12 protein-coding genes are annotated in these 12,370 nt (G+C 56.0%); 11 read left to right on the top strand and 1 reads right to left on the bottom strand.

Annotated features, from left to right (window positions below; all coding sequences use genetic code 11):
- The first annotated feature begins 17 nt into the window (after positions 1-17).
- From CDH48_RS17335 to CDH48_RS17325, 3 genes are all read left to right on the top strand, one after another.
- A complete protein-coding gene (locus CDH48_RS17335) occupies positions 18-2,168 on the top strand; it encodes a 3-hydroxyacyl-CoA dehydrogenase NAD-binding domain-containing protein (protein ID WP_100689993.1) in 2,151 nt (716 codons plus the stop codon).
- Between the two features lie 248 nt (positions 2,169-2,416).
- Entirely contained in the window at positions 2,417-4,591 is a 2,175-nt protein-coding gene (locus CDH48_RS17330) for a carboxy terminal-processing peptidase (RefSeq protein ID WP_100689992.1), read from the top strand.
- The gene (locus CDH48_RS17325) at positions 4,588-5,376 is read left to right on the top strand and encodes a helix-turn-helix domain-containing protein (RefSeq protein WP_100689991.1); all 789 of its coding nucleotides are present in this window, start codon (positions 4,588-4,590) and stop codon (positions 5,374-5,376) included. Before CDH48_RS17330 ends, CDH48_RS17325 begins: the two co-directional genes overlap by 4 nt.
- Here the strand turns inward: CDH48_RS17325 and mtnA are convergent.
- A complete protein-coding gene (gene mtnA / locus CDH48_RS17320) occupies positions 5,365-6,462 on the bottom strand; it encodes an S-methyl-5-thioribose-1-phosphate isomerase (protein WP_100689990.1) in 1,098 nt (365 codons plus the stop codon). The two genes, CDH48_RS17325 and mtnA, sit on opposite strands and share 12 nt — an antisense overlap.
- Positions 6,463-6,600: 138 nt before the next feature.
- Here mtnA and CDH48_RS17315 point away from each other — a divergent pair, with 138 nt between their 5' ends.
- The 8 genes from CDH48_RS17315 (at position 6,601) to rdgC (ending at position 12,351) form a co-directional block, all read left to right on the top strand.
- On the top strand, positions 6,601-7,941 hold the full coding sequence (locus tag CDH48_RS17315; RefSeq protein WP_100689989.1) for a TRZ/ATZ family hydrolase: 1,341 nt from the start codon (positions 6,601-6,603) through the stop codon (positions 7,939-7,941).
- A gap of 35 nt (positions 7,942-7,976) precedes the next feature.
- The gene (gene ubiG, locus CDH48_RS17310; protein ID WP_100689988.1) at positions 7,977-8,693 is read left to right on the top strand and encodes a bifunctional 2-polyprenyl-6-hydroxyphenol methylase/3-demethylubiquinol 3-O-methyltransferase UbiG; all 717 of its coding nucleotides are present in this window, start codon (positions 7,977-7,979) and stop codon (positions 8,691-8,693) included.
- A complete protein-coding gene (locus CDH48_RS17305; RefSeq protein WP_100689987.1) occupies positions 8,683-9,345 on the top strand; it encodes an HAD family hydrolase in 663 nt (220 codons plus the stop codon). Before ubiG ends, CDH48_RS17305 begins: the two co-directional genes overlap by 11 nt.
- Before the next feature lie 68 nt (positions 9,346-9,413).
- A complete protein-coding gene (locus tag CDH48_RS17300; protein ID WP_100689986.1) occupies positions 9,414-10,163 on the top strand; it encodes a YciK family oxidoreductase in 750 nt (249 codons plus the stop codon).
- The gene (locus CDH48_RS17295) at positions 10,163-10,396 is read left to right on the top strand and encodes a glutaredoxin family protein (protein WP_100689985.1); all 234 of its coding nucleotides are present in this window, start codon (positions 10,163-10,165) and stop codon (positions 10,394-10,396) included. The genes CDH48_RS17300 and CDH48_RS17295 overlap by 1 nt, the downstream gene beginning before the upstream one ends.
- A gap of 13 nt (positions 10,397-10,409) precedes the next feature.
- Positions 10,410-11,180 (top strand): peroxide stress protein YaaA, encoded by a 771-nt coding sequence (yaaA, locus tag CDH48_RS17290; protein WP_100689984.1) that lies wholly within the window; start codon positions 10,410-10,412, stop codon positions 11,178-11,180.
- A 24-nt stretch (positions 11,181-11,204) separates the two neighbouring features.
- The gene (locus tag CDH48_RS17285; protein WP_100689983.1) at positions 11,205-11,405 is read left to right on the top strand and encodes a DUF2788 domain-containing protein; all 201 of its coding nucleotides are present in this window, start codon (positions 11,205-11,207) and stop codon (positions 11,403-11,405) included.
- A 19-nt stretch (positions 11,406-11,424) separates the two neighbouring features.
- Positions 11,425-12,351, top strand: a complete 927-nt coding sequence (gene rdgC, locus CDH48_RS17280; RefSeq protein WP_100689982.1) for a recombination-associated protein RdgC — start codon at positions 11,425-11,427, stop codon at positions 12,349-12,351.
- Positions 12,352-12,370: the final 19 nt, after the last annotated feature.

The raw sequence follows: 12,370 nt of genomic DNA, 5'->3' as shown, positions 1-12,370 counted from the left end.
AGTAAGGAGAACCGATTATGAGTGCCATTCGATATGACTTGGGTTCGGATCAGATACTGACCCTTACCATCGACATGCCGGGCCAGTCCGCGAACACCATGAACAAGGCGTTTCGTGAAGCTCTGGACGACGCCGTGAGCAAAGTTCAGGGCGACCTGGAAAATATTCGCGGTATTATCGTCACCTCTGGCAAAAAGACTTTTTTTGCCGGTGGCGACCTGAATGAAATTTTCAAAGTCACCCGTGACAATGCCCAGTTATTTGAGGACATGGTCAACGGCATGAAAGCCCAAATGCGGGCGCTGGAAACCTGTGGCAAGCCGGTGGTCGCAGCCATTAATGGTGCGGCGCTCGGGGGCGGATTTGAAATTGCTCTGGCTTGCCACCACCGCATAGTACTGAACAACAACAGCATCCAACTGGGCCTTCCGGAAGTATCACTGGGCTTGCTCCCCGGTGGCGGCGGTACTCAGCGACTACCCCGAATGATTGGCCTGGAAGCGGCGTTTCCGCTTCTGATGGAAGGCAAAAAGCTGCGCCCGGCCGCTGCCCTGAAAGCCGGCATTATTGATGAGCTGGCAGACTCCCCGGAAGACATGATGGCCAAGGCCCGGGCATTTATTGACGCCAATCCCAAGTGCCAACAGCCCTGGGACAAGAAAGGCTACAAAATGCCCGGCGGCGCGCCCCATCATCCGGCCATGGCACAAAAGCTGGCAATTGCGCCGGCCATGCTGAAGCAGAAAACCAAAGGCTGCTACCCGGCTCCCGAGCGCATCATGGCGGCGGCCGTTGAAGGTGCTCAGGTCGACTTCGATAACGGCAGCCTGATTGAAACCCGCTACTTTGCCGAACTGGTGATTGGCCAGGTTGCCAAGAACATGACAGGCACCTTCTGGTTTCAGCTGAATGACATCAATGCGGGCGGCAGCCGGCCATCCGGAGTGGAAAAAGAAACTTTCAAAAAGGTAGGCGTGCTGGGTGCAGGCATGATGGGTGCAGGCATTGCCTACGCCACCGCCAACCGTGGCATGGAAGTGGTGCTGAAAGACGTTTCTCTTGAAAACGCAGAAAAGGGCAAGAGCTATTCGGAAAATCTGCTGGCGAAAAAGGTCAGCCGTGGCCACATGACCGAGGAGAAAAAAGCGGAAATCCTGGGTCGCATCAAAGCCACAGACTCTGCCGCCGACCTGGAAGGCTGCGACCTGGTCATCGAAGCAGTGTTCGAGGACAGCGATCTGAAAGCCAAGGTAACCGCAGAAGCCGAGCCAAAACTGGTGGGCAACGGCATCTTCGCCTCCAACACCTCAACCATTCCAATCACACAGCTGGCAAAAGCCTCTGCCAAGCCGGAAAACTTCATCGGTCTGCACTTTTTCTCACCCGTCGACAAAATGATGCTCGTTGAAATTATTGTGGGCGAGAAGACTTCCGACGAGACACTGGCACGAGCCTTCGACTACGTTCAGCAGATTGGCAAAACCCCGGTGGTGGTGAACGACAGCCGTGGATTCTTTACCTCTCGGGTTTTCGGCACCTTTGTGAACGAAGGCATCAGTATGCTGGGCGAAGGCATTCACCCGGCCAGCATCGAGAATGCCGGCTTAATGGCCGGCATGCCCGTTGGGCCCCTGACCATCTCCGATGAAGTCAGCCTGACGCTGATGCAACATGTTCGTGACCAAAGCAAAAAAGACACAGAAGCGGCCGGTGGAATCTGGAATGCGCACCCGGCAGAGGCCATCATCGACCAGATGGTCAAGGACCACGGACGCAAGGGCAAGGCAGCCGGAGCCGGTTTCTATGAGTATCCCGCGAAAGGCAGGAAATACCTGTGGCCAGAGCTTGAAACGCTCTATGTGGATAGCGAAAAAGCCCGCAAGGTGGAATTGCAGGAACTGAAAGACCGGATTCTGTTCATTCAGGCCATTGAAACCGTTCGCTGCCTGGAAGAAGGCGTGTTACGCACCGTGGAGGATGCCAACATTGGCAGCATTTTCGGTATCGGGTACGCGCCCTGGACTGGCGGAGCCATACAGTTTATTAACCAGTATGGAGTGAGAGCCTTTACTGAACGAGCCAGGGAGCTGGCTGCAACCTACGGTGAACGCTTTTCACCACCTGCGCTGCTGCTTGAGCACGCAGAGCAGGACAAGCCGTTTGTCTGATGCGGATGATCGTCGGGGGGCTCGCCCCTCCGACGCGCTGTTAACACCTCAAAGTTCCTGAGTTTTCATGTTTTTTTAATGTTATCCTGCCGGGTTCATGGACAGATTGTCACGAACCGATACGCTATGCCTATAGCAACAGGTGTAGCCCTTGCCTACAATAATTCTATAAGCTCACGGGTTAACCACCGCCAAAACAGCCTGTATGTCGTCGGCGGATACCCAGCATCGTCGTCAGGTATGTTTATATGACCATCCCGGAAAAAACATCTGTCCATCGTTCGCCACACAAAGCCGGCAAGACAGGTGTGTTTATAGCGCTCACCATTGCCCTGCTTCTGTCAACGCCGTTTGCAGTTCAGGCAAACGCTGTCGAGCCGGAGTCATATACACCCGTTGCTCCAACGATTGACCAGGCTCGTGCCAACATTCTTATCGCCAGACAACTTCAGTTCACCCATTTCCGCGATATGGGCATCAGCGACGAGCTTTCCGGCGATGTCTTCGACGCTTACCTGAACTACCTTGACGGGCAGCGGGTGTATCTTACCGCTCGCGATGTCCAGGCCCTCGACAAAGTGAAAAGCCGGTTAGGATCCGCTCTCAAAACCGGTCAGTTGCAGCCGGGGTTTGATATCTACAATCTGGTCCAGAAACGGATCATAGAACGCCTCCGGTTTGCCCTCAAAACCCTCGATGAAGGCATTGAAAATCTGGATTTCTCATCAAACGACAGCATTCTTCTGGACCGCTCCGAGGCAGACTGGGAACCGGACAAAGAAGCGCTCGACGCATTGTGGGTAAAGCGCATCAAAAATGCCGTCTTGGCCCAACGCCTTAACGGTACCGACGACGAGGCGATTACCGAAACGCTCAAACGTCGCTATGAAGGGCAGCTAAAGCGTGCCTACCAGGCCCGTAGCGAAGATGCCTTTCAGGCTTACATGAATGCATTTACTGGCATGTGGGACCCGCATACGGCTTATTTCTCACCGCGTACATCGGAAAACTTCAACATCAACATGAGCCTTTCGCTTGAAGGTATAGGCGCGGTCCTGCAGGGGGATAACGAGTACACCAAAGTCGTCAGACTGGTTCCGGGTGGCCCGGCATCGAAACAGGGCCAGTTGCAGCCTGCTGACAGGATTGTCTCCGTGGCCCAGGAAGGAGAGAAACCGGTAAACGTTATTGGCTGGCGCCTGGACGAAGTTGTCGATCTTATCCGCGGCCCTCGGGACTCCGTCGTCACTCTTGAAGTGGTCCCCGCCAGCGCAACCGACGAAACCATTACCAAATCCATTTCCATCCGGCGTGATGAGGTCAAACTGGAAGAGCAAAGCGCCAGCAAGAACACCATTGAGTTCGAGCGAAATGGTGAAACCTACACGGTTGGGGTTATTACCATTCCCACCTTTTATGCCGATTTTCGCGCCATGCAGGCAGGGGATCCCAACTACAAGAGCACAACCCGCGATGTGCGCAAACTGATTGCCGAACTTCAGCAGGAGGGCGTCGATGGCCTGGTGATAGACTTGCGGAACAATGGTGGCGGCGCCCTGCATGAAGCGAACGATCTGGTCGGGCTGTTTATCGATACCGGCCCCACGGTGCAGATTCGCAACTCAAACAATGAAGTTCAGGTTCTCAATGACGATGACGCATCCGTTGCCTACGACGGGCCTCTGGTGGTACTGACCAACCGCATGAGTGCATCGGCGTCCGAGATTTTTGCGGGTGCAATCCAGGATTATGGCCGGGGCCTGGTGGTTGGTTCACAAACCTTTGGCAAAGGCACTGTGCAGGCCGTGCGCCCGCTGAATCACGGTCAGCTCAAAATTACCCAGTCGAAGTTTTACCGGGTATCCGGGGGCTCCACCCAGCACAAAGGTGTAATCCCCGATATCGAGATACCCTCACGCATCGACAAAACCCGAATCGGTGAGGATGCTCTGGATCACGCCCTGCCCTGGGATCAGATTGAGGCAGTTCCACACACCCGCTATTTCGATTTCAGCGACATTATTGAGGAACTGCGCAAGCGCCACGAAGATCGTTTTGCCAAAAGCCCCGATTTCAGACTCCTGCAACAGGAGATCGACTTCCTGGAAGAGCAGCGCCAGAGGGAAACCGTAAGCCTCAATCTGGACGAGCGAACCACGCAACAGGAGCAGATCGAGCGCACCAGGCTGACCATTGCCAACGCCCGCCGGGAACTGCGTGGCGAAGAGCCTTTCGAGTCGCTGGATGAACTTGAAGACTGGCAGGATCAGCAGGCTGCGGATCTGGGTTCTACCGATGAAGAACTGGATTTCGTAATCCGCGAAGGCGGGCACATTATGGCGGATATGCTGGAGCTGGATAAGCGGATGGTCTCCATTCTTGCGCCACGACAGATTGCAGCCCAGGCTGAGGTACGGCAGTGAGCCAGAAAACGGCCAAAGCCACGTCCAGCGAGCAGGAGCACCAGACCAAAGCCCGTGCTCTCCAGGACATGCTGCTGGACGCGCTGCATGCCATGCGCTCCCAGGAAGAGGCGGATGAACTGCGCAAACCGAGCGCATCGGAAAAAGCACCTGAAGGCATTTTTGACCGTCTCGCCGCCCTTACGGGGTCGGCATTCCGCTTCGGAGCCCGGGCCACCGACACGTCACTGCGTGTTGGCCGGGTGCTGGTCAATTCACAGGATCAGCTTCGCGCCATGCTGGCTGCCGGTCAATCACTGAAAGACATACGGGAAGTTGCCGGGCTTACCTTATCCGAAATGAGCGAAGCCCTCGATCTCCGCGACAAGTCCGTTCTTGAAGCCATCGAGAACGGCACAGCAACGCTTTCCTTTGAACTGATTCTGCGCTTGACCGCCCTGATTGCACGGAACGACCCCATTCCTTTCATTATGCGCACTACCCGCAACTACAACCCGGAAGTGTGGCAGGTCCTGAACGACTGGGGCGTGGCAAGGGTACCTTTGCAGTTTGAGCGGGAGCGGGAATTCATCAATATATTCCGCCGCCATGATTCCGCAAGAAACCTTTCCGACGAGGGTTTTGCCAAGGTGCTTGAGTTCACCCGACAGAGCTTCGAGATGTCCCTGCATTTCATAGAAGACCAGGAAAGACAGGTATCAGAACTTCGCGCCAGGTTTGAAGATCAGCAGGAAAAGCCGGTGGAGAACAAAGCGGTCATCGGAAAAAAACCGTCACCCAAATAGCTTGTGCATCCCCGTAATATTCGGGTTTCGCACGGCGCCTTTTTCCGTAACGATCAGATCAATCAGGTTCGCAGGTGTTACATCAAACACCGGGTTGAACACCGACACACCCTCCGGTGCCAGTGGAATACCCCGTATCTCCCGAAGCTCGCTTCCGTCCCGCTCTTCGATGACAATATCGGCACCTGATGCCAGCGACATATCCACAGTGCTGGAAGGCGCCACAACCATAAATCCGATTTTGTGATGTCGCGCCAATACAGCAAGGCTGTAGGTGCCAATCTTGTTCGCCACATCACCGTTGGCGGTAATTCGATCGGCGCCAACAACGATCCAACGCACCTCACCCGCTGCAAGAATGGCCGCCGCCGCGCCATCGGCATTCAAGGTAACCGGAATGCCGTCCCGCACCAATTCCCAGGCGGTAAGGCGGCTACCCTGAAGCCAGGGCCGGGTCTCATCCGCGTAAACCTGCTTCAGCAACTTTTTCTCGTGCAGCCGGCGAATAACACCGAGCGCAGTGCCGTAACCACCGGTTGCAAGTGCGCCTGTATTACAGTGGGTCAGAACCGAGACAGGCGAAGCATTTCCGCCACCAGCAGAGAGCCCCATTGCGTCAAGAGCATGGTCTGCCATTGCCAGGTTCGCTGCGAGGTCTTCCTGATGGATGGCAACGGCTTCCTTCTCCAGCCGCTTCTGGGCTTCGCCCAGAGAGTTGCAGCACGCAAACACCCGCTCCATTCGCTGCAGAGCCCAGAACAGGTTTACCGCCGTTGGCCGTGACGCCGCCAGTTCACCAAAAGCCTGCCTGACCTCGGCTCGCCAGTCTCCACCTCCGGCATGCCGGGCCGCCAATGCGACACCATAAGCGGCGCTGATGCCAATGGCCGGCGCACCGCGTACCACCATATCCCTGATGCTTTGCGCAACGCCGGCTGCCCCCTCAAATGTAATCCAGTGTTCCTGAACCGGCAGCAGGCGCTGGTCCAGCAGTTCCAGGCTGCTACCGTGCCACCTGAGTGCCACCGTACCGGTGGTATGGGAAGGTGGCAAATTAGAAGGTGGCGATTTAATGGAGTCATTCATTGCCTGGTTTCCGTTTCGTAGCGCTGAAAACCGCCATTATAACGGTTATACTTCCGGGCTACATTTTATTGTCCGGCGCCCTGGTGCACTTTGTTGGTGTTCAACCGCATTCGCCGCCGGCATCGCAAGGCAGGGTTAATGACGGCAGATACCATCACCGCAGCCGATATTCGCATCAACGCCCGTTGGTTGCTTCCGGTTGAACCTTACGGAATCGTGCTTGAGCACCAGGCCATTATCATTCAGGGCGCCAGAATTGCCGCGGTGCTGCCCGTTGCAGAAGCGGACCAGGGGTTTCGCACCAAAGAGACAATAGAACTGCCCCACCACGTTGTGATGCCCGGGCTGATCAACATGCACGGCCACGCGGCCATGTCGCTGTTTCGGGGCATGGCGGATGACCTGCCTTTGATGGCCTGGCTGAACGACCACATCTGGCCGGCGGAAGGCCAGTTTATCAGCGAGCAATTTATTGCTGACGGCACCCAACTGGCCATGGCGGAAATGCTGCGAACCGGTACGACGACCTTTTCGGATATGTATTTTTTCCCCGAGATTGTCGCCCAGATGGCTCACGATACCGGTATGCGGGCGCAAATCTGCTTTCCTCTGCTGGACTTCCCCACGGTATGGGGCTCCGGGCCAGACGAGTACCTGCACAAGGGCGAAGATCTGCTCAACACCTGGAAAGGTGACAGCTACATCATGCCCGCCATTGGCCCGCATGCACCCTATACGGTCTCTGACGGCCCCCTGGCCCGGGCTGTCGCCCTCTCGGAAAAAACCGGCGCCCGCCTCCAGACCCACCTCCATGAAACCGAATTTGAAGTGTCGGATGCCATGGAAAAACAGGGCAAACGCCCGTTAGAGCGGCTGGCGAAGCTTGGGGTTCTTGGCGCCAGAACCCAGTGTGTTCACATGACTCAGGTCAGCCAGCCGGATATTGATTTACTTGCCGGTACCGGGACGCATGTTATCCACTGCCCGGAATCCAATCTCAAGCTCGCCAGCGGGCTCTGCCCTGCCCATAAGCTCATGGCAGGCGGCGTAAACCTGGCCTTGGGGACAGATGGCGCCGCCAGCAATAACGATCTGGACCTGTTTGGCGAAACCCGGACTGCCGCCATGGTTGCAAAGGTAGTCGCCAAGGACGCCTCCGTACTCTCCGCGCACCAGGCTTTACAGATGGCTACGCTAAACGGCGCCAGGGCGCTGGGGCGGGAACACGAACTGGGCTCGCTGGTGGCGGGCAAGCTTGCCGACATCATCGCCGTGGACCTCAGCGACCCCTTTATTCAGCCGGTTTATGACCCCGCTTCCCACCTTGTTTACAGTAATCATGGCCGTGCGGTAACCCATAGCTGGGTTAATGGCGTACCCCAGGTACAGGATGGCAAACTGACGCGTATCGATGTACCGGATCTTATGCTCCGTGTTGATGGCTGGGCCAGGCAAATCCGCGAGCGACAGGCTGACTAACCGAATCCCGACATATTGATCAGGCAGAAGACAAGATGACGAACCAGAATGTTGATCGTAACGAAATAGCCAAATTTGAAGCCCTTGCCAGCCGCTGGTGGGATCCCACCAGCGAGTTCAAACCACTGCACGACATTAACCCGTTGCGGCTGAATTACATTGATGAGCGCGTATCCCTTGCCGGCAAGCGGGTAGCAGACATTGGCTGCGGCGGCGGATTGCTGTCAGAAGGTATGGCCCTGCGCGGTGCACACGTAACCGGAATCGATATGGGGGAGGCGCCACTCGCTGTTGCCCGGCTGCACGGTCTGGAAAGTGGCATCAAGGTAGACTATCGGCAAATCACCGTAGAAGAACTGGCCCGGGACCCTGAACACGCGGGCCAGTACGATGTGGTTACCTGCCTGGAAATGCTTGAACATGTGCCCGACCCGGCATCTGTTATCAAAGCCTGCTCTGCCCTGCTCAAGCCCGGTGGGCATCTGTTTGTTTCCACCATTAACCGCAACCCGAAATCCTTCCTGTTTGCCATTGTAGGCGCGGAATACGTGCTGAACCTGCTCCCCAAAGGCACCCATGAATGGAAAAAGTTTATCCGGCCATCGGAAATGTCCGATCACCTGCGCCACGCCGGGCTCGACGTACGGGAACTCACCGGCATGACCTACAACCCCATTACCCGCACCTACAAGCTGGGCCGGGATGTGGACGTAAACTATCTGATGCACGCAAGGGACACCCGTGAAAACTGAACAGCCCTCCACCGTTCTGTTCGATCTGGACGGCACCCTGATCGACACGGCGCCGGATTTCATCCGCTGCCTGAATGAGCTGCGCCGGCAGCACGGGCTCCCGGCACTCCCGGCGGATCATATACGCCGATCTGTTTCCAATGGCGTCCGGGCTATGGTGCGGGTGGGCTTCGGGCTGGAGCCTGATCACCCGGATTACCCCGGCAAGCACTCAGCCTTTCTGGACCTGTACGAGGCAGGCGTTGCGGTTGAAACCACCCTCTTTGAAGGGATGAACACACTGCTGGAATCACTGGAGCGGCGGCAAATCCCCTGGGGTATTGTTACCAACAAACCGGTACGCTTTGCCGCGCCGCTGGTTCAGGCACTGGGTCTGGCAGAGCGCTGTGCGTCGCTGGTCTGCCCGGACCACGTTACCGATCGAAAGCCCCATCCGGAAGCCCTGTTTCTCGCCTGCAGACAAATCGGAGCAGATCCTGAGCAGGCAGTGTACGTGGGCGATCACCAAAGGGACATCGAGGCCGGCCGGAATGCCCGTATGAAAACCATCGCCGTGCGCTACGGCTATATTGAAGAGCCGGAAACCGTTGATCTATGGCAAGCAGATCTCATTGCCGACTCCGTCAATGACCTCGCAAAGCTGTTACAATAGTACGCTTTTGAAACCGGCCCGTTTTTTGAACATTCCCACGAACTCACCGTCTGCTATGGAGACAGGTTATGCAAGATTACCAGGCGCCCGCTGATCTTCTGAAAGACCGCATCGTTTTGGTGACAGGTGCAGGCAGCGGAATCGGTCGCACAGCCGCAAAAACCTACGCGGCCCACGGTGCCACAGTGATTCTTGTTGGGCGAACCGTGAGCAAACTGGAGTCGGTCTACGATGAAATCGAAGCCGATGGGCACCCGAAACCGGCTATTGTGCCGATGAACTTTGAAGGCGCCGCCGTGAAGGACTATGAAGAACTGGCCATGACCCTGGAGGACAACTTCGGGAAGCTGGATGGCCTGCTGCACAATGCCGGCATTCTGGGCGATCGCAGCCCGGTGGAAATGTACGATCCGGAAACCTGGAACAAGGTCATGCATGTGAATGTGACGGCACCGTTTTTGCTCAGTCGTGCAATGATTCCCCTGTTGCGCAAATCAGACGCCGCCTCCGTTATCTTCACGTCTTCCGGTGTTGGTCGCAAAGCCCGGGCTTACTGGGGTGCCTACGCGGTATCCAAGTTCGCGGTCGAGGGTCTCAGCCAGCTTCTGGCCGATGAGTTGTACGACAAGCATCATAACGTGCGGGTAAACAGCCTGAACCCGGGCGCTACCAGAACCAATATGCGGGCCCACGCCTACCCGGCAGAAAATCCGAAGCAGAATCCGGCACCGGAGGAACTGATGCCGGTCTATCTGTATCTGATGGGCCGTGACAGTGCGCACCTGAACGGTCAGCAAGTGGACGCCCAGCCAAAATAATGGAACTGCTTTTTTACACCACGTCCCAATGCCACCTGTGTGAACTGGCGGAGGCACTGCTCGTGAACACACCAATGCCAACTCCGATACCGGTGGACGTTGTGGACATCGCCCAGTCAGAAGAGCTGATACAGCGATACGGCACACGAATTCCCGTGCTCAGGCGCAACGATACCGGGCAAGAACTGGACTGGCCGTTTAACCGGGATCAGTTACTTACGTTTCTGCAATGAGGAATTACCTGACATGTTGATGGTTATCTCACCCGCTAAAACCCTCGACTACGAGAGCCCACTGGCAACCCAAACCCATACCCAGCCGGACTTTCTGGACGATGCCTGCGAACTGGTTGATCAGCTCAAGGAACTGGAGCCCCACCAGGTCAGCAACCTGATGAGCATCAGTGACAAGCTCGGCCAGTTAAACGCCGAGCGCTTCCAGAACTGGCATACGCCCTTCTCACCGGAGAACGCGCGTCAGGCGATTCTGGCATTCAAGGGCGATGTGTATACCGGGCTGGACGCAGGAAGCTTCAGCGAGCAGGATTTCGGCTTTGCCCAGAAGCATCTGCGCATACTGTCCGGCCTGTACGGCATCCTCAAACCTCTTGACCTGATGCAGCCTTACCGGCTTGAGATGGGTACGAAGTTTGAGAACAAGCGCGGCAAGGATCTGTACGCGTTCTGGGGGGATCGCCTGACACAGGAAGTCAACCATTTACTGAAGAATGATGACGAAGTGCTGGTAAACCTGGCCTCGAACGAGTATTTCAAGAGCCTGAAGAAGAAAGACCTTGAAGGCCGGCTGATTACCCCACAATTCAAGGACTGGAAGAACGGTCAGTACAAAATGATCAGTTTCTACGCCAAAAAAGCCCGCGGCCTCATGTGCCGCTATGCCATCCTGAATCGAATTACCGATGCAGACGACCTCAAGGGGTTTGACCTTGAAGGTTACTACTTCAGCGAAGACCAATCCGACAAAAATAACTGGGTTTTCCTGCGAGATGAACACTAATCCAGATTAAGTTCGGAGCAAATCATGAATGAAGCAGTATTTTCCCAGATCGCCATGGTGGTGTTTCTGACAGGCCTTATTGGCTGGATGGGTTTTATCGTCTGGGATCTGGCCAAAAAATCAGAGGCCGGAAAATTTGGCACCCTCGCTCTTTTTACGGTGCTGGGAGCGGGTGTTGTCGGTTTTATTGTCAAAACAGTGCTGGTGGAAATTATCCAAATATGAAAGACAAGGATCAAGCCTGATGTGGTTTCGCAATGCCCGCGTTTTCCGTTTCACCAAGCCGTTCGATATTTCTTCTGAAGAGTTGGAAGACAAACTCAGCGGCGATGCGTTCAAACCCTGTGGCCCTCAGGAGACCACACGCCAGGGCTGGGTTCCGCCCCTGGGTAAACACGGTGAACTGCTTGTTCACAGCGCCAATGGTTACCACCTGATTGCTTTGCGCAAGGAAGAGAAAATCCTGCCTGCTCCTGTAATCAAGGATGCGGTAGAAGAGAAAGCCGAAGCGATCGAGATCGAGCAGGGGCGCAAGGTTCGCCGCAAGGAAAAAGACGAAATCAAAGAACAGGTGATGCTGGAAATGCTACCCCAGGCATTTTCCCGCAACCGCCGCAGCTTTGCGTATCTGGCGCCGAGGGACGGCGTTCTGGTGGTGGATGCCGGCTCCGCAAAACAGGCGGAAGACCTGGCTTCAACCCTCCGCAAAAGTCTCGGCTCCCTTCCTGTTCGTCCACCCGTTGTGGAGCAGGCGCCTGCCTTCACGTTCACCGGGTGGCTGAATGAAACCATCGACCTGCCCGCCCAGGTGGTGCTTGGCAATGAGTGTGAACTGAAAGACCCGTCCGAGGATGGCGGCGTGGTTCGTTGCAAAGGGCTGGACCTTAGGGCGGACGAAATCCGTAATCATCTGGAAGCCGGAATGCAGGTCACCAAACTGGCGGTAACCTGGGACGACAACGTGTCATTCATTCTGGATGAGGAACTGGGCATTCGCCGCTTGAAGTTTGGCGAAACCCTCCAGGAGCAACTTGACGACGTGGATGTGGAGGACGCCGTCGCAAAGTTTGATGCCGCCTTCACCCTCATGACTCTTGAGCTGTCCAAACTCATTCCGGGCCTGCTGGAGGCCTTGGGCGGTGAAGACCGCTCGGCCATCGTTGAAGAATAATCAGCCCGGTACAGGAGCG

Origin of the sequence: Marinobacter aromaticivorans, from assembly GCF_002806975.1 — a bacterium.
GTDB classification, from domain to species: domain Bacteria; phylum Pseudomonadota; class Gammaproteobacteria; order Pseudomonadales; family Oleiphilaceae; genus Marinobacter; species Marinobacter aromaticivorans.
Note: the sequence above shows the minus strand (reverse complement) of the source record. Positions and strands in the feature narration are given on the sequence as shown.

Excerpts from the sequence above, each read along its gene's own strand:
- mtnA (WP_100689990.1), bottom strand. The coding sequence starts at position 6,462 with ATGAATGACTCCATTAAATCGCCACCTTCTAATTTGCCACCTTCCCAT.
- CDH48_RS17300 (WP_100689986.1), top strand. The coding sequence starts at position 9,414 with ATGCAAGATTACCAGGCGCCCGCTGATCTTCTGAAAGACCGCATCGTT.
- CDH48_RS17285 (WP_100689983.1), top strand. The coding sequence starts at position 11,205 with ATGAATGAAGCAGTATTTTCCCAGATCGCCATGGTGGTGTTTCTGACA.
- rdgC (WP_100689982.1), top strand. The coding sequence starts at position 11,425 with ATGTGGTTTCGCAATGCCCGCGTTTTCCGTTTCACCAAGCCGTTCGAT.
- yaaA (WP_100689984.1), top strand. The coding sequence starts at position 10,410 with ATGTTGATGGTTATCTCACCCGCTAAAACCCTCGACTACGAGAGCCCA.
- CDH48_RS17335 (WP_100689993.1), top strand. The coding sequence starts at position 18 with ATGAGTGCCATTCGATATGACTTGGGTTCGGATCAGATACTGACCCTT.
- ubiG (WP_100689988.1), top strand. The coding sequence starts at position 7,977 with ATGACGAACCAGAATGTTGATCGTAACGAAATAGCCAAATTTGAAGCC.
- CDH48_RS17315 (WP_100689989.1), top strand. The coding sequence starts at position 6,601 with ATGACGGCAGATACCATCACCGCAGCCGATATTCGCATCAACGCCCGT.
- CDH48_RS17295 (WP_100689985.1), top strand. The coding sequence starts at position 10,163 with ATGGAACTGCTTTTTTACACCACGTCCCAATGCCACCTGTGTGAACTG.
- CDH48_RS17330 (WP_100689992.1), top strand. The coding sequence starts at position 2,417 with ATGACCATCCCGGAAAAAACATCTGTCCATCGTTCGCCACACAAAGCC.